The organism is Aerosakkonema funiforme FACHB-1375 (genome assembly GCF_014696265.1).
GTDB classification, from domain to species: domain Bacteria; phylum Cyanobacteriota; class Cyanobacteriia; order Cyanobacteriales; family Aerosakkonemataceae; genus Aerosakkonema; species Aerosakkonema funiforme_A.
The window spans coordinates 1-21879 of sequence record NZ_JACJPW010000004.1 but is presented as its reverse complement, the minus strand read 5'-3'; the positions used below and the strand labels follow the sequence as shown (position 1 = coordinate 21879).

Below are 21879 nucleotides of genomic sequence, written 5' to 3'. Positions count from 1 at the left end.
AAACCCGGTTTCTCCAAGAAACCGGGTTTCTGGGTGTTTAGCTAATCAACAAAGCAACGGGAAAATGTTGCAAAGCTTCCCCAATTAATACTTTGCCATTAGATTGAATTGTTTGTGCAGTGATGGCATCTTTCCAGGCAGATGGCATTCCCTGCGGCAGTTCGATGCGAGTATCTTCCCACACCTGTTCGCCAAGGGGAACTTCTTCTGGTTTAATCAGGCTGGTTAAAAAGCGGGGAGTGAGTGCGATCGCTACTTTATCCTCATATTTTCTCGCAAAAGCGACAACGCGATCGCTAAACTTTCCAGTCACCTCCAACGGAATATAATCACCTGATTGGAAAAGTTCGATATTCTCGTTTCTCGCCGCCAGAATTCTGTTAATCAAAAACATCTTAATCCTGGCATCTTCTCGCGTGGCAACTAAATCGGCAATCAAACTCAGTATATCTTTCTCCGCCTTCTCTTTAATTTCCTTTAAAACCGCAACTCGTTCCTCAAAATTAACCGGACGGCGATTATCCGGATCGACGTGACTGAGATCCCAAAATTCCGTACCTTGATAAAAGTCTGGCACACCGGGAGCGGTTGCTTTCAGCAGCGTTTGGGAGAGGGAGTTGAAAATGCCATATTGCGCGATCGTCTTTTGGAAAGGCTGAATTTCTGCCAGAAATTTCTCGTCTGCCAAAACAGCATCAACAAAATCCATGTAAGCATTTTCGTAATCGGAATCCGGTCTTAACCATGCCGTGTGAACCTTCGCTTCCCGCACTGCTTTGATGACGAAATTCTTCATGCGATCGTGATAGTCAGTCCCCTTTACCTCCCCAAAAGGATAAGTTCCGATCAGCGTTTGGTAAAAGAAGTATTCGTCATTAACATCGGGAATCAAGCGATTCTTCATTTTCTTTTTCTTGGAGCGATTCATTTCGCTCCACGCTTTCACTTGTTTTTCCCATTCTTCCGGTATTTCCGAGATCGCATTAATCCTCGCTCGCACATCTTCGCCTCGTTTGGTATCGTGAGTTGCCGTCGCATTCATTTTATGAGGCCAAGTTTCTTGCTGCTTTTGATTGAATTCGTGAAAATCCGCAACAGAGATGCCAAATTGACCGGGATTGCCGCCCACTTCATTCAGAGATATGAGTCGATTATACACATAAAAAAGTGTATCTTCAATCCCTTTTGCCATCAAGGGGCCTGTCAGTTGTTGCAGGCGCATAACGAAGTGACGCCGCAGTTCCTTTTGTTCTGCTGTTAATGATTCTTCTTCTTCCAGCAGCAGTACCTTTTCGATAAAATTGAGTTCCTTTAAAAGTTGGGGTACGTGCCGTCTTGCTTCTTCCATCACTTCTTTAATATAGATGCGATCGGATTCTCGCAAGCCATCCTGATTGATATAAGTTCGATAAACTGGAAACAGCGCCAGCACTTCCGAAAGCGCTTTTTGCAAACCGAAACGAGTAAAGTCATTTCCATATCGAGATTGACCGGATACTCGTTTCAAAACTTGCGCCAGATTATCGACATCTCCAGCCAAATTTCTTTCCACAATCAGCCGCTTTTTCTCATAAGAAAGCTGTCCGTAATTGTTATTCGCTCTGGCAAATTTCTGGTATATTTCGCTAAACTTCTCTTCATTTTCCTGTTGACAGAATATACCATTTACTTGGATCAAAAAGTCATAGCCGCTCGTTCCCTCAATCGGCCAGTATTCCGGCAAGTTTTCTTTCTGTTCGAGAATCTTTTCAACCGCAATGTAAAGATCTCCTGTTCTGTCTCTGAGTCGTTTGAGATATTCCGTTGGGTCGTACAGTCCATCAATGTGATCGATTCGCAAGCCGGTGAATTTTCCGTCTTCGACTAGATGGAAGATCAAAGCGTGGTTGCGACGAAAAGCTTTGATTTCTTCTACTTTGACTGAAATCAGTTCGTTAACGGTAAAAAACCTTCTGTAGTTAATTTCTTCCGCACCCACTTTCCAGAAAGACAGGCGGTAGAATTGCTCTGACAGCAAAGTATCTAGCTGGTTAAAGCTTTCTGGATTTCCCTTTTCCCCATTGAAGAATTCGATGTTGCGATCGACAAAATCTTTAATCGCCGGATTCTCTGTATAAAGTTCCCACAAAAGTCCTTTAACAAACGCTATCTGGTCATATCTTTCCTTACCTTTGACTTCCGAAGGAATGTTTTTAATCAGATAAAGAATCGCCAGCACCTTGATAAAATCAGGATGCTGTCTGCCGCCCAATTCCCTTGCTAATTGTCCTAAACTATGCGTAATAAACTTGACATAAGATTCTATCCTGACGGGCAATTTTGTGTTGTAGTAATTAACACTTAAACCCGTTTCATCGTATTTAAGTTGAATTTCCCCATTCTCCAAAGCTTCTCCATAAAAACTTCCCATTAACGGGGCAAGCACTCGTCCTTTGATATCTTCATAAGGGTGATCCCAGTTAATATCGAAGTAGTCAAAATACTCTGAATCGGGGCCATTTTCCAGCACATCCATCAGCAGCGAATTTTCGCTATCGTAAGCCATATGGTTGGGCACAATATCCTGCACCCATCCCATATTTTTGGCTTGCAATTCGCTGACTAGCGCTTCAAAATCTTCTCGCGTTCCCAGTTCTGGGTTGATTTGATTCGAGTCTACAACGTCATAGCCGTGCGAACTGCCTTTTCTGGCTTTAAATATTGGCGAAGCGTAAATATCGGTAATTCCTAATTCCGCCAGATAATCAACAATTTGCTTGGCATCCTCAAAGTTAAATCCGGCATGAAATTGAAATCGGTAAGTTGCTGTAGGAATCCGCATGATAAATACTCCTCAATAATTTTCTTAGTAGGGTGGGCATTGCCCACCCCACAATCATTTAACTTCGTACACCACAAAACTTTGAGGTTTCATGGTAACTTGTTTACCCGCCTCCAAATTGTCAGGCAATGAAGTACCAGAACCCATCCACTTGCGCTCGGAAGAATCCAAAATTTTCTGCCAGTTACCTACAGGCGGTGCAGCAGTAAAAGTGACATCTTCAAGATTGAAATTTAGGATGGCAAATATCTGGCTATCATCATTCCAGCGACGTAAAAATAAAATTTTGTCATCTTCGATGCCAGATACCTCCAAACATTTCTTATCGAGTTTTTTGAGGGCGGGAATTGTTTGGCGCATCTGAATTAGTTGGCGATGCAGTTCCCACAAAGCTTGGTGTTTTCCTTCTGTTCGCAGTTCCCAGTTAAGTTTGCACTTGTTGAATGTGTCAGGACTTTGAGGGTCTTGCATTTCGCCTCGTCCTGTAAATGCTTTAAATTCTTCTGCTTTGCTTTTGCGGATAATTTCAATCAACGGCTCATCGGAATGACTGATAAAATAGAAAAACGGTGCTGATTCCCCGTACTCTTCCCCCATAAACAGGAAGGGCACAAACGCAGAGAGGAAAACTGCACCTGCTGCTAATTTCAAACCTTCAAAAGCAACAAGCTGCGACAATCTTTCTGCCAAGACGCGATTGCCTATTTGGTCGTGCGTTTGGGAAAAAACGACAAATTTATATCCCGGTTCTTCTACAGAAGAACTACCGTGACGGCGTTTTCTGTGGGGTGCGTATTGCCCGGAATAGACAAAGCCTTCGCGGTAAGATTTTTCTATGTGCGCTAACTTGCCGAAATCTTGGTAATATCTGTCATTTTCACCCGTTAGCAGGGTGTGCAGCGAGTGATGAAAATCGTCGTTCCATTGTGCGTCTATACCATAACCGCCTATCTCTCTTGACCGAATGGTGCGGACATCGTTTAAATCGCTTTCGGCGATGAGATAAAGTTTGCGACCTATTTTTTGGGAAATCTCGGCAACGGCGTCGGAGAGTTCCCGCAAAAACGGTCTGGCACCAAACTCTAGAATAGCTTGGATCGCATCCAATCGCAGACCATCTATATGATAATTTTCAAACCAATACAGGGCATTTTCAATAAAGTAGTTCCGCACGCCATCGCTGTATTGACCGTCAAAGTTCATGGCGTCACCCCAATCGCCGCTATATTTTTTGGTGAAGTAGGGGCCAAAGTCTGCAAAATAATTGCCTTCTGGGCCAATGTGGTTGAAGACGACATCGAGAATTACCGATATGCCATGTTGGTGACAAGCATCGATCGATTTTTTGAATGCTTCTGGGCCACCGTAAGAATTTTGGACGGCAAAGGGAAAGACACCATCGTATCCCCAGTTGCGTTCGCCTGGAAATTGCGCGACCGGCATAATTTCGATCGCATTGATACCCAACTCGCGCAGATCTTTCAATCGCGGTATCATGCTCTCAAAAGTACCTGCATCGGTAAAAGTGCCGACGTGCAGCTCGTAGATAATCATTTCCTCTAAGGGAACACCAGACCAACTCTTATCAGTCCAAGCAAATGTGCTGTGTTCGACAACTTCACTGGGCCCATGTACCCCTTGGGGTTGAAAGTGGGAGGCGGGATCGGCTCTTTCAATATTTCCTTCCAGTTCGTAATTATATAGCGTTCCCGGAGCGACACCCTCAACCGTTACTTTCCAGTACCCTTCCTCATCTTGCTGCATGGGAATAAGTCTTCTCTCTGAAGAGAGAATTTGTACTGCTACCTCTTGGAGAGTGGGGGCCCAAAGGCTAAATTCACAACGATCGTTGCCCAAGTAATGGGAGCCTATTCTCACTCTTTGGGGGGATTGCTCTTGTGTCATAAATATTGTGGGAATTTTAGATTAAATTTTTAAGTTGGAAAAGCGGAAACTCAAGAGTCTTCTCTTAAAGAAGCTTGCGAAAATAATGCCGCATTTTCCTCTAGCTAATCGATTTGCCAGTAAATCGCACGATTAGCTGCAATGTCTGTACGATCGCATCATCCCACTTTGTAAGAAAGCGTCGTTCTCCCTCAAGATAGAGATCTGAGTGCAAGAAATTTCTCTTTCCTGTTAAAATTCAACTGCGAACAAAATGCCCAGGCAATACACAAATAGGTTTCCCATCTCTTTGGCTCTCCCACTCTCCCCTAGTGTTTATATATACAGACTTGTCTTCCATCTCAATAACTACTTATTTTTACGTTTAAGCTAGCCAGTCAGAGATAGGCAGAGTTAGAAACAAAAAAAGCCCGCTAATTCCTACTTTTAAGCTCAAGCAATTTCAAATAACTGGTTAATTCCCGTAGTTCAAACTTCGGGTGCGATCGCTACATACCCTACTTATGCTTGATTATACTTAGATACGCACTCTGGGTGTCTACTTAGCCAACAAACGTCTGGCTTGATTATAAAGTTGATATGAAGACGGTACAGAAATTTATAAATCCTTAGTGAAATCTCGTAGCTACTTATTCACTTATTCGGTAATTGCCACTAACCTATGTAATAACCCAGAAACAAAAACATTTATATGAACACAAGTCAAAATGAGACATTTACTTAAAAGCAGAGAAAATAACCTAGACTTGCAGAGAAAATAAAAATTTACATCTATCCAAATACCGAAAGTTTAGGGCTTCCGAACCAATATAATCGCTCCTCCCTACATATCGGCACTTAGTTATGATTAAACCCGTTCTGACCGTCTTCTACCAATTCAACCCTTGGCACAGCAGCATCGGCGGAATCCAAACTGTTATAAAAAATTTTGTCAAGTACGCTCCCAGCGAGTTTGAGGTGCGGTTGGTAGGAACGGGCCACGAAGAGCAGCACCTACGTGTGGGTGAGTGGCACGAAGCAGAACTGGCGGGCAAGGCAATTAAATTTATGCCTTTGTTCAATCTTAAAGATGACAATGTTAGAAGATTAATACCTACAACTATTAAGTACGCAGCTGCCCTGTGCGGTCGTAACCTAGCATCCGACTTCATGCACTTTCACAGGTTGGAACCGACATTAGCAGCGCTAAACTGGCCTGGAGAGAAAGCCCTTTTTATTCATAACGATATAAATAAGCAGATGAATTCTGCGGGCGGGAAAGATGCGATCGCATGGCGGTATCTGCCAGCAGCGTACTTTGCGATCGAACGCCTGGTGCTAGGCCAGTTTTCCCAAATCTTCTCCTGCAATACGGAATCGGCGCAATTATACCGGCAGCGCTACCCAGAGATAGCAGACCGAGTTAGCTACGTAAAAAACACAGTAGACAACGAAATCTGCTACCCATTGACCTGGGAAGAACGCCAGCAGGAAAGACGCCAGCTCGCTATTCGGATGGGTAAACCCGAAGATACGCAGTTCGTGCTATTTGCCGGAAGACTGCATCCCCAGAAAGACCCGATCCTGCTAGTGAGATCGATCGCCGCTCTCAACAATCCCAAAATTCACCTACTCATCGCAGGTGATGGAGATTTGAGAGCAGAAATACAAACAGAGATTTCTCGCTTGGGACTCTCTGAGCAAGTAACAATGCTCGGAGCAATGAACCAAGCAGAACTTGCACAGTTGCAGCGCCTTAGCAGTGTCTTCGTACTGACCAGCGCCTACGAAGGTTTACCAGTAGTCGTTCTCGAAGCACTAGCCTGCGGGACGCCCATAGTGACGACCCGCTGCGGTGAAACCCCAAATCTACTTACCGCCCACAGCGGAGTGGTATGTGAGGAACGCACGCCAGTTGCAGTAGCCGATGCCTTGCGTCAAGTACTGCAAAATCCTGGGAATTTCCCGGTCGAAGCGTGCGTCAAAGCCGCCCAACCTTACAGCGCCAGCACTGTGGTGGGTGCCATCTACAACGATATGCTACGCCGCTGGGAGCAGCGGACATCCATTTGCCAAACTAATCGAGAATTTTTAACAGGGGTTTCACTATGAGAATAGCTGTAATTGGTGCTAAAGGCTTGCCCGCAAAACAAGGTGGTATCGAGCATCACTGCGAAGAAATCTACACCCGCATGGTTAAAGAAGGCCACGAAGTCGATCTGTTCGCTCGCTCCTCCTATACCGGCTCGAATTCAGTAGATACTTACAACGTTGGCGGCGTTCGCGTAGTCTCCTTACCTTGCTTGAAAGCAGGCGGAATGGATGCGCTGCTGAGTTCCGCGCTCGGAGCGATGGCTTCCCTTGGCAAGGAATACGATATCATCCACTTCCACGCTTTAGGGCCATCCCTCTTCACCTGGCTGCCAAAATTTACCACCAATGCCAAAATAGTCGTCACCTGTCACGGTCTAGACTGGCAACGCGCCAAATGGAGCAGAAATATTAAAAAACTTATACAATTTGGCGAGCGAGCTGCTGTTCGGTTTGCAGATGAGATAATAGTCGTCTCAGAAGATTTGCGCTCTTACTTTAAGAAAACCTACGACAGAGAAACGCTCTACATTCCCAACGCCGCCTCTTGCTTGGGTAAATCCGACCCGCATTTTTCTTTCGGCACATCTCTTGGCTTGGAGCAGGGGCGCTACATTCTCTTCCTGGGCAGACTCGTACCCGAAAAGTGCCCCGACTTGCTCATCCAAGCCTTCCAAAAGCTTCGCCCACAAGGATGGAAACTCGCTCTGGTCGGTGCTACCAGCGATACTCCCCATTTCACTGCCGAGTTAGATAATCTAGCAGCACACGATAAAGATATCGTATTCACCGGCGAACTCAAAGGAGAGCGTTTGGCAGAAATTATTCGAGGTGCGGGATTATTTGCCCTGCCTTCTCAGCTAGAAGGATTACCCCTCGCTATGCTAGAGGCTATGCAGGAAGGTATCCCCGTACTGGCAAGTGACATCCCCGTACACAAGCAACTTGTATCTAACAACCGAGGTGTGCTTTTCCCTGTTGGAGATTTAGACTGCTGCGTTCGTCGCTTAGATTGGGCAATCCATCACCCGGAGGAAATGGCGGTAATGGCTAGCAATGCCCAAAAGTACGTACAGCAAAACTATAACTGGGATAGAATTACCGACGAAACCTTGGGATTGTACAAATCGCTCTTGCCGATTGCGGTTTCACCAATCACAACGCCCGAAGTTACGAACATACTCGTCAAGGCAGAATGTTAGTCAAGTCGGAGGTGTTTGTCAAACAGCCTGCGTACCTTTGCCGACCCAGAGTCCTGTATAGTATCTAACTTGCGTCGGCATAAGTATCGCTAGTTATTCTATCCCTTCTGTAGTACCCTATAGTTCTCTAAATGAAATATTCAGCAGATTTTGACCTTTAGCAAGATTTACCCCTGTTAAAAAGGCGTACTGGACTATACCAGTACGCTTTCGTATTTTTGCTTACGATCGGCTGTTGTGGATGGGATTTTAATTACCAAAACTTACTGATGCCAAACTAAATACTGTCTCATATTGTAATAATAGTAAACTGAGTTAAACTCAGAGGAAGCTACATGAAAGCATCTATAAAAACGTTGATTTCCTTACCCTTGATGTTACTTTTTACCGGTTCTGCCTTCGTCGTTTTGGCAGTTTCGGTAGTCTTGATGGCAGCAGAATCTCTACTTTCAGCAGTATTGCCACAAGCAAAAGCAGCAAAAAAGGTTGTTGGAGAAGGCGTTTCCAACGCTAAGTACCGTCTCGAAAAATCCAAAACAGTTGATGCTTTATAACTGCCATAACAAACTACTCCCAGGATTTGCCCTCTCACATTTAAGTAGATTTTCACAGCGATTAACTTAACATCCCACTTCTAGTAGATGACGATCGTCTCAAAGTTAGTTATTTTATGCAATCCTTCACAAGATCTTCACTTTTTTAACATTCAATAATAAAGAGCAGCTCGCTAGTAAGAGTTGCTACCTCAATCCTACTAAAATCAAGGTTTCTGAGATGAAAGCAGCGATCGAAAGACTGGCTTCTTTACCCTTAATGTTAATATTCACCGGTTCTGCCTTCGTAGTTTTGGCAGTTTCGGTAGTCTTGATGGCAGCAGAATCTTTACTTTCAGCAATATTGCCAGAAGCAAAATAGCCAAAAAAAGATAGTTGCAACACAGGTGTTAGCCAAACAGGAGTAGCGTCAGAAGCATTCAGCAAAGCTATTTGAACAGGTCATGTCTGATACATTTACGCGACATCATTCCGGGCATTCCCGGACAATGCAACGATAGCACTATCACGATCAAAAGTGATAGCGGCGGTATCCCGCAAAGCTTTCAGGAGAATCCCGAAAGCACCATTCCAATCCCTTGGTAGCGTCAAACCACACTCAGGACAATGGAACAATTGAGAACCACCCAGCTTGGGATGAACTTGACCACAACGGGTACAAGTCTTGCTGGTGTATTCCTCGGTTACATCCACAACGATGCTTAGAGTCAATTCAGCTTGATGTTTCAGAGTCAACTTGAATCGATAATGTGCCCACGTCAACATTGCTCGTGCCGTCTTAGATCTGATTTTTCGCTTTGCCTTGGCAACCATGTCGGAAGTCTCGAAGGTAGGCAGAAAAATCATACGGTAGTGATGAGTCAAGAAATGAGCAATCTGTTTATGGGCTTCATCAATCAAGTTACGAATTGAGGTTCGCATTCGATGGGCTGCTTGCTTCATCCGTCGTCGTCGATTTCGACTTTGCTCTTTAGCAATCCTGCTCATCAAATCATCTAAATGTTGACATAACCTCGTGATGCGCCCAATATCGCAGGAGCCAAACTCCACAAACTTACATCCGTCAAAGCCAGTCAAAAAAGTTCTTACACCAGGATCTAACGCAATCAACCCTAAAGAGTCAATTGATTTTGGTTGGACTGCCAGCGGGAAAATTGCAAACCATTTACCCTTAAGGAAAACCAACTGTGTCCCCTGGTCACAGGATTGAGGGATAGGTTCAGCCGCAACAAATGTCAATCCTTTGGTTAACTTGGAATACCAAGTTCCATTAGAAAAGTTACACTCATTAAATTTAATTGCTTGGCATACATCCCGACAATTTCTAAACTTGGCATCACTACTAGCTTTGAATGCCAGATAAGCATCAAAGATGGCGTTTTGCCGAATATGGCAAGGTGTTTCTTTTACCCATTGGGGTAAGTCGCTTTGCATTACCTCGTTTCGTAATTTCAGCTTGCTTAAGCGCTTACCACTACGTTGCAATGCTATCGCTTGGTTATAGCAATACCGACAAGCCGCAAGCCACTTACGCCACACCTTGTTTAAGTCAGGACTTGGGTAGATCCGAATCTTCTTCGATCTGAGTTTTGTATTTTCGGAGTCCGTAGAGGCGGGAACTGAAGCAGTGAAGGATGGCGAGGATGTCCTCAACGATTTCTCGTTCTGGACTGAGACTTGTTTCATTGAGAACCACGAGTTCACACCTGTTTTGTTCGCACAGCCATCCAAACAAGTCAAATCCAAATCTTGCCAGTCGGTCTTTATGGGCAACGACAACCATTCGGACATCTCCCGACAAAATTCGTTCCAGTAAGGAAAGTAGTTTTTTTCGCTTGAAGTTAAGTCCCCCTCCGATTTCCGAGATGATTTCCGCTTGCGGGTAGAGGTTGCTGAGTGCTGCGACTTGTCGGTTAAGGTCTGCTTGTTGGGCGCGACTACTAACTCTGGCGTAAAGGACGACAATTCGGTTGTTATTGTTGTTGCCAGTTTTAGTGGTATAAGACTCGACGTTGTAGCGTCTTTGTCCTGATGGGGTTCTGATGGTTTCAATCGAGCCATTTTCTTCCCATCGACGCAGGGTTCGTTCATTGACTCCAAGGATTTGGGTCGCTTCCTTGGGTTTGACATACCTTGCAATAGGAATATCCTCAATTTTCCTATAGCATTATACTGTATTGTCCGGTATTGCCTAGAAAATTTGAAATTAAATCAATCTCTCCTGCGGCTTCTTTCTTACAGCAGATGTAGTTTATATAACAAAAAATCATCCTGATAGAAGGAAGTCTTAGGGATGAAAACATGAAAAGCGTAATTTTTGGCAGTTTATCCGTGCTGTTGTTGTCTGCTGGTTTTGCACCAAACACACTAGCTCAACAAGCAGAAACTGCACGCTCCAGCGCCACTACAGGTAGTTCTGCTGCTACGACCTATAGAATCGAACCTTTCAATCTGGCTTGGATGGCTTATCAAGGATACTTTGAGGCGCAGGGTATTCCCGCAGGTAGAACGTTGATTGCGGCTTTTAAATCAGCAGATATTAGTGCCAGAGACATTGTGCAAGCTGCCGCCAAGTCGGGTAGATTGCCATCCGAATTCTCCCCCGATAGTTCGTATCTGGGAGCGATGGAAATAACTTTGGGTAAAATAGCAGCTCGCTAGAAAAGTCAAAAGGCAAAAGTCAAAAGTCAAAAGAAAATATTTCTTCTTTTCCCTTACAAGGCTGTGACTGAGAACACCCTTTTGATTTTAGGACTTAGGCAAAGAAACCGGGTTTCTATGCAAAATCGAGGATTTCTCAACTAGATATCGATGAAGAAACCCGGTTTCTGGCTTCTTCATACGTAGTTAACTATCGGGACTTCCGTAGTAGATACCATTGCCAGCAGTACCAATAAAGACCAACCCATACTGCTGCCAACTCGCCTCCATAACCACAGGGCCATTACCAATAGGATTCTGCTGCGAACCGATACTTGTCCAAGTTTGTCCTTTATCGAGAGAACGGAAAATACCTTCTCCCACGCCTGCAACTTTTCCATACAGATAAAGTGCGGGAGTGGTACTTCCTGTCGGTGGCTTACCGAAGGCAAACAAACGTGCGCTTTCTACAGAGGGTAGCTTAGTAAAAGTATTGCCGCCATCTGTAGAGCGAAATAAACCGTTCCATTCCAGACTCAGCCAGACTTCACCTTTGGCACCCGGAACTGTTTTGAGCTTATCCAAAACCCATTCGCTCTTTGGCACCGATGAGTTGACAAGGCTGAAGGACGCGCCGCCGTCATTACTGCGATAGACTTTGCCGTCGCTGTAGTAATAAAACGTATTCCCATCTACTTTATCTGCGGCTAAAGGTTCGCCCCAATACCACGGCCCTTTGGGGCCATTGGGTAGTCCCGACACCGCACTCCAAGAAGCGCCGCCATCAGTGGTACGGATAGCTTTAGCTTCGCTGACGGCGACGACGAAGAGATTGGGATTATTAGCAGATAAAGCTACGCGCAACGGCATCGTGTTGGCCGGAAATGAGGGAAACTTCTGCCAAGTCAATCCTCCATCGGTGGAAGTTGCGCCTGTAAAATTTGAATTCCATCTCGCACCGCCTACGCGCACTACGCGCAAAGGCTCGCTCTCGCTGTAGGCAATACTAAAAGTATCCCGATTCGTGTGACTCCATTGTGAAATCCCTGCCAATCTTGTGGAAGGATAAGCATTGAGTCCGTTATTGTGGTAAAATCCGTCTTGATCTGCTGTGCCACTTAACAAAACTCCTCCCTTCGGAGGCGCAGCTAAGGAGAAAACCACTAATTCTTCGTGTCCGGCTTCGTAGTTTGTCCAAATTACTGGATTGGCATTAATATTTTCAGTTTGCCAAATGCCGTTGCCGTCAGTTAACCATACTCTGCTGGGGACTTTTGGGTCAAATTCGATCGCAGATGTCCACACGGAAAACATATAGTCGTCCCACCAAGGAACGGTGTGCTTGAGAGATACTTTCATCTCTGTCCATGAAGTTCCGCCATCTGAGGTTCTATAGATTTTCGTAGATACTGACTGACCCAAAGCGACGATGACAACGTTGGGATTGCTGGGGTTGACAGCTAAAGCATTAAAGGAAGCTTCTTTGCTGTTGGGAGTAATGTTATTCCAAGTGCCATTGTTATATTTAGTAACTCCAGATTGATGAGTTACGTATAAAATACCGTTGTTAGCAACTGCGATTCGCTGTCCTTGCTTTGGGCTGCCCTCGATTTTTTGCCAAGTAACCCCCGTATCGGTAGATTTATAGATTCCGTCTCCATAAACATTAGCGTAGACCAATCCGGGCGATCGCTTATCAAACACAATCCCCAAAATGCCAACACCTTCTGTCAGAGATGGCGAAAACGAGGTAACTTTAGCCCATGTCGCACCAGCATCGGCGGACTTCCACAGCCCATCGTATCGCGAACCAAAAAAGATAATGTTTGAGTTAGCGGGGTTTACAGCTAATCTTATTCCTGCCCATCGATGATCTTCGTTACCCCCCATTGCTAAGTCTATGTTCAGTTTAGTCCAGGTTTTTCCGGCATCGGCGGACTTAAAGATTGTCCCTTTTAGCGGCAACTTCGGGTATTTCCCCGCTGCTATGTAGACTGTATTCGGATTGTTGGGATCGACTGCTAGTGCTTCTCCGCCGTAGTAGTTTTCTTTGGATACGGGAAAGCTGTTATTTAATTGCATCCAGCTTTTATCTGTGGGATTCCAACGATAAAAGCCGCCTACATCGGTGCGAATATAAACGAGATCTTGCTGTAGCGGATGGGGATAGACTCCGGTGACAAAACCGCCGCCGCCGATGGAGACGTTAGCCCAGCGATAGCCATTCTGCCCGGTAGTATACTTTGCTTGTGCGATCGCACTCGGTTGAGTTTGAGGCTGCGGGTTGCTGGCGGCACAGGTAGTGATAACGCCAAGACAAATCGGAATGACAGCCCATCGAAAATGTTTCAATAGCGCCATAATTTACTGAATATTATTGTGGAGTATCAACAAAGTTAGCCGACAATTTTCGACTGCACTCACACCAGCACGGAAGTTTCGCTCTCACTCAAACAGTACATTCGCTTTTTCGATATACGGCTATTTTGTTTCTGACTTCTGGTGAGAGGCGATCGTACTGATGCAAAACCTTGATCGGGCTGCCATCGTCGTTCCTTAAATATCCGTTGCTGTCAAACTGTAGTTTTTCCTCATTGGTATAGTGCATGGTTAAGATCGGCCCGCGAAAATTATTGTAAAATTTCACTTTCTTAACTAAGCCTTGGTAAATGATGTAGTTATGCACGCCCTGATCGATTCCCCAAGAATGATATTTCAGTTGCACAAAGGCATCTATCATTGCTTTTAGGTAAGCCATTATAGCATCTATGCTGCCAATTGTTGTGCCGGAACAGGAAATACTTTTATCTGCGATCTTGGGAAGCGCATCTTCCCCAAACCCTTCCCTAATCCACTGTGCGTTCCCTTCGCTATCACCGATCGTTTTTTCTCCCTCCTCCAGAAAGCAATTCAAGCTACCATCCTCAAACTCAAAGTCAAAGGGGTCGCCTTGAAACACGACATCCCTTACATCTGACAGCATCACATTAGCGTACTTTTCTCCGTATTTAGATAAATATAAGTAGTAAATCGCATATCTATTACATGACGGGACGTTTAGAAAATATTGAGCTACGTGAGCCTTGATTAAATCTTCGTTTTCTTTAGCTAACTTACTCGCTCCTCTTAACAGCCAAGTATACAATCTATTGAAAGGATAAATATTCAGTAAAAGATAGGGATAAATTTTTTTATTCTGTTTGAGCTTTCCGCCTTGGCCGATGTAATAGGGCAGATTTATGTAAAACTCTTTAAAGGGATACATTTGGACGCCCTGTTCTTGAAGTAAGTCAATAGTTCTTTGGCTTAAATCGCAGTAAACCAAACAGATATCTCCTTGATAGCCCGTATTCTTGAGTGAAATGACGAAAGGTTTGATTTGCTCAAATTCATAAGTTTTTACGAATCCCAGTACCAAGTTTTTCTTGTTCTTGTTAGTATTATTCATTTCTGTGTTAAAAGTAAGAAAGTTTTTATTTCAAATAATATAACACAAGCTTAACAGGTTGACACTGCTTTCCCGATCGGCGATCGCACATTGGTATCGAGCGAGACGCGGAGTATCGCGATGGGGTAGAGTGGGCTGTGGAACTCTCAGTCGCAGTGTGGGAAATTTTATTTTTTTTTAATCTAGAAAGGTGAAATATCCGGCTGGGATGGCTGAGGGGGTGACGATGCGATCGGCTACAAAAAAAGGTGTGATTTAATATGAATTGTACAAAAAAGGATCTATCAAAATAGGGATTCCAGAAAGATTGAAGATTTATGACAAATTTGGCTTAAAAAGGAGAAGGCGTTGAAATATCATATAGCTCTAATTCGGGCGATCGACCTCGAAGGGATGGCGCGAGATGCCGAACAGCGTAAATGCCCCCGGCATATCATGTGGCAGCTAAGTCAACAGCTAGGTGCGACCATCCACAAACCAGCGGGAAATCCAGTACAAGCAATAGATAAGATACGCGGGAAACTGGGATCGAACATTCCGGAACAGTGGGCTTTGGGTCGCGCACTGTCAGAGAAACTTACAAGCGACGATTTGATATTCTGTCCTGGGGAAGATGTCGGATATCCCGTCGCGGCACTTTGCGGTGCGAAACGCGATCGGCCTAAAATAGTCGTAATTGTTCACAATTCCGATCGACCCCGCACTCGTCTGTCTTTGAAACTGTACGGTTTAGCAGATAAAATTGACCTATTTATTACTCCGGCTCGCCTCCAAGCTGATTTCCTCCGTCGCTACTTGAATTTGCCAGCAGAAAAAGTCTGGTTGTTACCAGATCAAACAGATGTGAAATTCTTTACACCCGGATCTGTTTCACCAGATAAACGTCGTCCGATGGTGATGAGTGTGGGATTGGAACAGCGGGATTATGTAACTTTAGCAGAAGCGACAAAGGACTTGGACATCGATGTCAAAGTTAGCGGTTTTTCCACGGCAAAGCTAAAAGAAGAATACGCACGTCCGAAGTCGCGCAGATTTCCAAAAGTTCTGCCGGAAAATATGTCCTGTCAGTTCTACGAATGGCCGGATTTAGTGCAACTTTATCGCGACGCGGACATAGTAGTAATTAGCTTGGTGGAAAATAAGTTTGCGGCTGGAATTCAAGTCATGCACGAAGCTTTAGCCTGTAAGCGTCCGGTGATTATAACCCGAACTCGCGGTATGAGCGAATACCTTGAAATTCCAGGTATTGTTACTACGTTTAATCCAGGTGATGTGGGGGGATTGCGAGAAGCGATCGTTCATTTGCTAAACAATCCCCAAGAAGCAGAAGCACAGGCGCAGCGCGGTCACGAACTGGTGTTAAAAGACCGCAATAGCGATCGCTTTGTCGAGGCGCTCGCCAATCGATTAATTGAGATGGGCTCTTAGATGATTTTTCATAAATTAAAATGCTGAATAAATTGAAAGCAGCAATTGCAAAGCTCAGTCCCGAACTGCGTAGGATTATCGGTAGTGTAATCTGGTTGTCAGGCGATCGCATCTTACGCATGGGCGTCGGGTTAATTGTTACCGCTTGGATAGCTCGTTATCTAGGCCCAGATGGATTTGGTCTGTTCAACTTCGCAACTGCTTTTGTTTCCCTATTTGGCGTGCTTGCCACTTTGGGATTGAATCAGATTGTCGTGCGCGACATAGTTCGCGATCCATCCCTTAAAGATGAAACTCTTGGCACGACTTTTGTATTAAAACTCGCTGGTGGTATCCTCACAGTATTAATATCAAGTGGAGCGATTAGCCTAGTCCGTCCTCATGACCGACTGACTCTTTGGATTGTGGCAATTACGGCGTCAGTAACAATTTTTGATGCCTTCAATACGATCGATTTGTGGTTCCAGTCCCTAGTTAAATCAAAACATACAGTTATTGCCAAAAATATAGCCTTCGTTATCGTCACCGCGCTCAGAATTGCTTTGATTGAGATGAAGGCTCCTGTAGTTGCCTTTGCTTGGGTGCTTGTGGTGGAGAGCGCTTTGGGTAGCATAGGTTTGGCGATCGCGCACAAATTGGACGGACAAAATCTGCTCAGATGGCGTCCGAAATTCCAGCGGGCAAAAACTCTGCTCAAGGAGAGTTGGCCGTTAATAATTTCCGATTTAGCTATTATGATCTACGTGCGTATCGATCAGATTATGCTCGGTCAATTAATGGGCGATAAACCCGTCGGGATTTATTCAGCAGCCGTGCGAATAGCAGAAGTTTGGTATTTTTTTGCCAGCGCCATTGTCAATTCCGTAACTCCTGCCATTGTGCAAGCCAAACAGGAGAGTGAAACGCTCTACTATAACAAACTGCAAAAGCTGTTTAATTTAATGGTAATAGTAACTTTCAGCATAGCCATTCCCCTGACGCTGATCTCAAAATTTCTCATTGTAGCCATATTCGGCCAAAAATATGCAGCGGCTGCTAGCGTGCTGTCAATCTACATTTGGTCAGCAGTATTTGGTTTTTTTGGTTGGGCAAAAGGAATTTGGATTGTGGCAGAAGGACAGACAGTTTTTGCTTTAATTTCTACCTGTTGCGGCGCTACTATGAATATTATCCTGAATTTTTGGCTGATTCCGCTTTATCAAGAAAATGGTGCGGCGCTAGCATCGGTGATTTCCTATTCATTTACCGATTATGTGATGTGCCTGATTTATCCTCCGGCTAGAAAGCTAGGTTGGATAATGACCAATGCACTGACTTTCAACTTGTTTGCGAGAAGAAGCAGAGAATAGCAGACCTGTAGAGTCAATTCATGAATTGACTCTACAGGTCTGATGGTTAAGTCCTGAGCGATCGAAGACAAGAAATTGCTGACGGTCAGCGATCAAACAAAAAGTGCGACTCAACAAATCTATGAAGAATGTTGAGTCTCACTTCTCAAAAATTGGTGATATCGTTATGGATAAAATAGCTCTAGCTGATTACTGCTGTTGTGAGCTAATCCATTCCAGAATTTGATCGACCTTCTGTTGTAACTTGGCAACATCAACGATGACCTTACCAATGCCCACATTTTCATCCCGGACTTTCAACTGACGCACATCCCGACCAAAGCCCATCAAGGACGGACGTTCCACATAAGTGACCCGGTGTAAGACTCGCCAAGCTTTATTCGGTTTTCCAGCTTGGGCTTGACGCAAAGCCCGTGCTTCTTCGTCATTGCTACGCAGCCATTCCGGGTCAACCACATAGTTGAAGAAGTCTTGGAAGTTTTGGGTACTTCCTTCCAGATAGAAACTCATAAACCGATAGCGATCGACTTTTTCCCCAGGCATAATCGGGTTATCGTTGTAATCCGTCACCCCTTTATTTTCCATACCACTCAAGTCGATATTCAACTCAAAACCCTTACTGCGAGATTCAGTTTTACTCATGGTTTGAGTCAGGTTAACGGTAGCTTGGGAGGTTAGCTCTACATCAAAGCCCATCTGGAACTCATTCTCAGCCCCTAACCCAGCAGCCATCGTAAAAGCACCACCAATGGTATGTTCTACCGTATTGGCAAAGCTTTGAGCTTCCGTTCGCAGTCCACCGTCAGCATCCCAAACATAAGTGTTGACAATGTTGCGTTTTCCAGCGCGAATTTGGATATTTTCCATATTGCGCTGCCAGCCCGCAAAACTTGCCATTGCGTGTACTTGTTTATCCTGGTCGGTAATTTTACTTTGGATTTCGGCCTGTTTTGCCTTGGCAGCAGAACTTGTTTCCTGAGAAGCTGCCGCAGTTTGAGCTTTAAATTCTTCAGCCTTTGCCGTTTGTTCCTCCGCAGTCGCTCCGGTAGTGGGTTTGTCTTCTTCCCGTTGGACTCCAATGGTGGTGGGTGCATCACCACTGTTGATGTTCCGATCCAAAGATGCTTCATCAATCGATCGCACATCAAAGTTATTGAAGTAAGATTCCCGGCGTTTGTCATCCGCTTCGATTTGACGTTTGAGATTGTATGCTTCTTGCAAGCGATAATAACTGGCGGGATAGAGAGAACCATACTGCGCTCGCATTTCAGGAACGTGCTTAAAGAAGCGTTGGCTGGTGGCAGAACTTCCGGTCATGCCATCCAAACTGCCATTCATGGTGTAAGCCGGATTCATCAAGAAGGTGATGGTGTTGACATCTGGGGGAATACCATCTACAGGTAGTGTTTGGTAGCCAACCATTTTCTTACTGCGAGCCAGTCGGGTGACAAACACATCTGCTAATGCTGAAACCACCAACGCATAGCCGATATTTTTGGGAATAAATCGGTTGCCTAAATGGGGGAATTTGGGATCGTCTTCAAATGTGCCGCGCAATTCCAGTTTATCGGTCATGCTCAGGGATGAGCTAGAGGTGATACTGCTTTCATTTTGGAATTGGTAGCTGAACTCCAAATTGCCTTTAAACCCATGTCGGTTCGATACTTCTATTTCTACTCCGATACCCGTAGATATGACTTCTCCCGCACCCATGAATGCCTCAACCGCAGCTCCCAAGCCACTATCTTGCGATCGAGTCCAATTAAACTCCACATCTTCAGTCATGGTTAATTCCACTGAAGTTGCGCCGTTATAATCATCGGCTAAGGCCAGGTTTTCACTGGGTACTGGTGGTGCGCCTTCAATGTAACCGAGCAAAGTGGGAGCAAATTGGGCATTACCAATCCATTTGAGTTCTAAGGTTTCCAGAGGCTTGTCGGGGAATAGATTCACGCCATTGAGAGCAGGAGAAGCAAACAACCGCCGCATCATCGCCGTTCTTTGCCCCGTCGTCTGGTCTATGGTAATCGTGCTATATTCTGCACTGACCGCAGAAGAGCCAATGCTTAACCAAGGGGCGGTCATATCTTCCACAATGGTTGCTTCGGTGACAGTGCCATCATTAATTCCCGCATAGTCTAAGACTTTGTTGGTCAAAATGCCATCTAAAGGCAAATAGAGTGCCAAACCAGACTCTTGACCCGTCAGCCGTTTATTCAGGTCAGCCTTAATTTCTGCTTCAGTACGCACTCGATTCCACAAGCGGAATTCCGCCATTTGCCCGTCAAAATAGGCATCAGCAGCCCAGTTACTCCGTCCGATGTAATTAATCGTGCGGTTCACGTTATTAGGAGTTTGACAAGTACCTGATTGAATTAGCTGACCGTTCTTGTAAATTTTGCCATTACCGGAAGCATCAAGAGTGACAGCAATGTGCATCCATTTTCCGACTTCTAGGAAATTAGCTGCTTGTATTGTCTGTTCGGCACTTCCCCGACGAATAGACAATAACAGGTTATTAGTCGTGCCAGGATTGGCTAGCAGAATGTTATCTACAGCAGCACCACTCCCGAAATCGAAGATTCTTGACCAAATTTTCAAGCTGTTGTAGCGCACCCAGACTTCTACGCTAAATCCTTGGGAGTAATTGATGTTCATTGCCGGTAAGGTGATGTGATCGTTGACCCCATCAAACTTCATCACCTGATTATTAGGTGTATCACTACTCGGTAGCCCCATCGGTGCGGCGCAAGCCCACCAAATCGGATTCGTCAGCGTCCCATGTTGACCATTACCGGAATTATCGCGGATTTCCGTCCCAGTGGCTTCATTCAAGGGATAGTAAGCTAACAAACCGGACTCATTCCCACTAATGAGGGTGCGACTATTGGCTTCAATTTCCTCATCACTCAGAGCCATTCCCCAAATGCGGACTTCTGCGACTTTGCCAAATTGCTCGCCCTGCATCTGCATCACGGCAGGGGGGGTCAATGCTAGGGTAGAAGTAACGTTTGTGGCGTTTACCACCGTACCAGAATTCCCGCTCACCAGGTCTAAGACTTTTCCGCTTTCCACCTTATTCAAGGGAAAATAAGCCACTAAGTTCGCTTCTTTTCCTGTCAGGCGTTTATTCATATTCGCCTGAATTTCTGCTTGAGTCCGGGCTTTGTTCCAGATGCGGACTTCAGCCATTTGACCGTTGGTAAATTCTGAAGCACCGTTGTAACAGCCGATGAAAACATTGGCGTTCATCGCAGGTAGCGCGGTGTTGACACTGTTTCTCTGGGCGACAAGCACTCCGTCCAAATAGCTGACAAATCCGTTGGGGGTGTTCCGTTTCCAAGTCATCGCAATGTGATGCCAACTGCCATTGGTGGCGTTAGCTCCCACGCTGATGCCTGTAGTACCCTGATCGACAGAAATAATATGTTGATTATTCCAGCCAGTAACAATATAGCCACCACCGTCTTGCTGTCTGACAGCCGATTGTAAACTGGTGCCCTTGAACCAGTATTCGATCGTGATTTCGTCACCAATGGGCAATTTAGCGACAGTCTGAATATAATTGCCGTTCCCGTTAAAATTCACCACACCATAGTCAATGGGAATGGGTTTGTTAGCAGCGAGATGATTATTGCCGATCGCATAAACATCGCCAATGGGTTTCAAGATTGCTTGCTTGATATCTTCTAGCTTTTGCTTGAGTGTGGCATTACCAGAGTCCGCACTGAGATTAACCTGGGCATCGACTAAAGCTTTGGCTTTAGTGTCACCCACTTCCTTACCATCAATGTAGAAGCGGGTTGTATTTCCATCACCCACCACTGTGAGATGATGCCAACCAGAAGACAATGCTCCCATACTGAAACCACAATCGTAAAAGTATTGTTTCAGTGGGTCATTCGTCAGGTAAATTCCTAACTTTTTGTCCTTACTGACAACAATGTGCTGATCGGCATTTTGCCCCCGGATTAGAGTATTCCATTGTGCGGTTTGTGGCAAGGGATAACAGAACCAAGCTTCGATACTCCAGTCTGCTGTCAGTGACAGAGGTTGATTCAACTTAACAATGCTGTTGTCATTGCTAAAATTCAAGCAGGGTCGTAGAGCATTGGGAATCCACTGTTCAAAAGCAGTATTCAGACTATCGGCGGTAGCATCATAGTTCGTGCGTCGCATCCGTCCTTCCTTGTCAAAGTAACTCAGTTGCACATTGCCTTCGCAGGTTTCAATGGCATTGAGTCCACTAGCGGGACGCACAAATCCTAATAATGCTCCCTGTGCGATCAAACCCTTCGCATCTTTGGCAATCTGGGGCATGGTTTGGGGAGTTTGCTGAATCGTTCTGACACCATTAGAGATCTCCAACATATAAACTAAACTGCGATCGCCAATGGTAAAATAGAGTTTTACCTTCCCCAAAATGAGTCAACTGAGAGAGTACATAGAGAAGCATCCATCA

At 45.0% G+C, this 21879-nt stretch carries 14 protein-coding genes; 6 read left to right on the top strand and 8 right to left on the bottom strand.

Translation table 11 applies throughout. The features are described 5' to 3' along the window. Positions 1-37 precede the first annotated feature (37 nt). Together treY and treZ are read right to left on the bottom strand one after the other, a co-directional pair. Positions 38-2821 (bottom strand): malto-oligosyltrehalose synthase, encoded by a 2784-nt coding sequence (gene treY / locus H6G03_RS02370; RefSeq protein ID WP_190461699.1) that lies wholly within the window; start codon positions 2819-2821, stop codon positions 38-40. Positions 2822-2875: 54 nt separating this feature from the next. Beyond that, positions 2876-4726, bottom strand: a complete 1851-nt coding sequence (gene treZ / locus H6G03_RS02365; protein WP_199315101.1) for a malto-oligosyltrehalose trehalohydrolase — start codon at positions 4724-4726, stop codon at positions 2876-2878. An 843-nt stretch (positions 4727-5569) separates the two neighbouring features. On the opposite strand from treZ, the gene H6G03_RS02360 reads away from it, so the two are divergent. The 3 genes from H6G03_RS02360 (at position 5570) to H6G03_RS02350 (ending at position 8552) form a co-directional block, all read left to right on the top strand. Then, entirely contained in the window at positions 5570-6817 is a 1248-nt protein-coding gene (locus tag H6G03_RS02360) for a glycosyltransferase (protein ID WP_190461698.1), read from the top strand. After that, entirely contained in the window at positions 6814-7998 is a 1185-nt protein-coding gene (locus H6G03_RS02355) for a glycosyltransferase family 4 protein (RefSeq protein ID WP_190461696.1), read from the top strand. The genes H6G03_RS02360 and H6G03_RS02355 overlap by 4 nt, the downstream gene beginning before the upstream one ends. Before the next feature lie 335 nt (positions 7999-8333). Beyond that, positions 8334-8552 (top strand): hypothetical protein, encoded by a 219-nt coding sequence (locus H6G03_RS02350; RefSeq protein WP_190461694.1) that lies wholly within the window; start codon positions 8334-8336, stop codon positions 8550-8552. Positions 8553-8738: 186 nt separating this feature from the next. On the opposite strand, the gene H6G03_RS02345 is transcribed toward H6G03_RS02350, so the two are convergent. Genes H6G03_RS02345 through H6G03_RS37725 form a run of 3 tightly spaced genes read right to left on the bottom strand, consistent with a single transcriptional unit; the run spans position 8739 to position 10692 of the window. Beyond that, positions 8739-8978, bottom strand: coding sequence for a hypothetical protein (locus H6G03_RS02345; RefSeq protein ID WP_190461692.1), 240 nt, complete (start codon positions 8976-8978; stop codon positions 8739-8741). A 30-nt stretch (positions 8979-9008) separates the two neighbouring features. Continuing rightward, positions 9009-10091, bottom strand: coding sequence for an RNA-guided endonuclease InsQ/TnpB family protein (locus tag H6G03_RS02340; protein WP_322111836.1), 1083 nt, complete (start codon positions 10089-10091; stop codon positions 9009-9011). Between the two features lie 10 nt (positions 10092-10101). Further along, positions 10102-10692, bottom strand: coding sequence for an IS607 family transposase (locus H6G03_RS37725; protein WP_456057555.1), 591 nt, complete (start codon positions 10690-10692; stop codon positions 10102-10104). 161 nt (positions 10693-10853) lie between these two features. Between H6G03_RS37725 and H6G03_RS02335 the strand changes: the two genes are divergently transcribed. Beyond that, entirely contained in the window at positions 10854-11213 is a 360-nt protein-coding gene (locus H6G03_RS02335) for a hypothetical protein (protein ID WP_190461688.1), read from the top strand. Positions 11214-11399: 186 nt separating this feature from the next. Here H6G03_RS02335 and H6G03_RS02330 read toward each other — a convergent pair whose 3' ends face one another. Further along, positions 11400-13553, bottom strand: a complete 2154-nt coding sequence (locus H6G03_RS02330) for a hypothetical protein (RefSeq protein WP_190461685.1) — start codon at positions 13551-13553, stop codon at positions 11400-11402. Positions 13554-13641: 88 nt separating this feature from the next. Continuing rightward, the gene (locus H6G03_RS02325) at positions 13642-14640 is read right to left on the bottom strand and encodes a hypothetical protein (protein ID WP_190461682.1); all 999 of its coding nucleotides are present in this window, start codon (positions 14638-14640) and stop codon (positions 13642-13644) included. A gap of 348 nt (positions 14641-14988) precedes the next feature. Here H6G03_RS02325 and H6G03_RS02320 point away from each other — a divergent pair, with 348 nt between their 5' ends. Next, positions 14989-16068, top strand: a complete 1080-nt coding sequence (locus H6G03_RS02320; protein WP_190461680.1) for a glycosyltransferase family 4 protein — start codon at positions 14989-14991, stop codon at positions 16066-16068. A gap of 20 nt (positions 16069-16088) precedes the next feature. Further along, positions 16089-17417, top strand: a complete 1329-nt coding sequence (locus H6G03_RS02315) for a flippase (RefSeq protein WP_190461678.1) — start codon at positions 16089-16091, stop codon at positions 17415-17417. Between the two features lie 189 nt (positions 17418-17606). On the opposite strand, the gene H6G03_RS02310 is transcribed toward H6G03_RS02315, so the two are convergent. Beyond that, positions 17607-21839 carry a LamG domain-containing protein gene (locus H6G03_RS02310; protein ID WP_190461676.1) on the bottom strand — a complete coding sequence of 1411 codons (4233 nt, stop codon included), beginning with the start codon at positions 21837-21839 and terminating at the stop codon, positions 17607-17609. Positions 21840-21879: the final 40 nt, after the last annotated feature.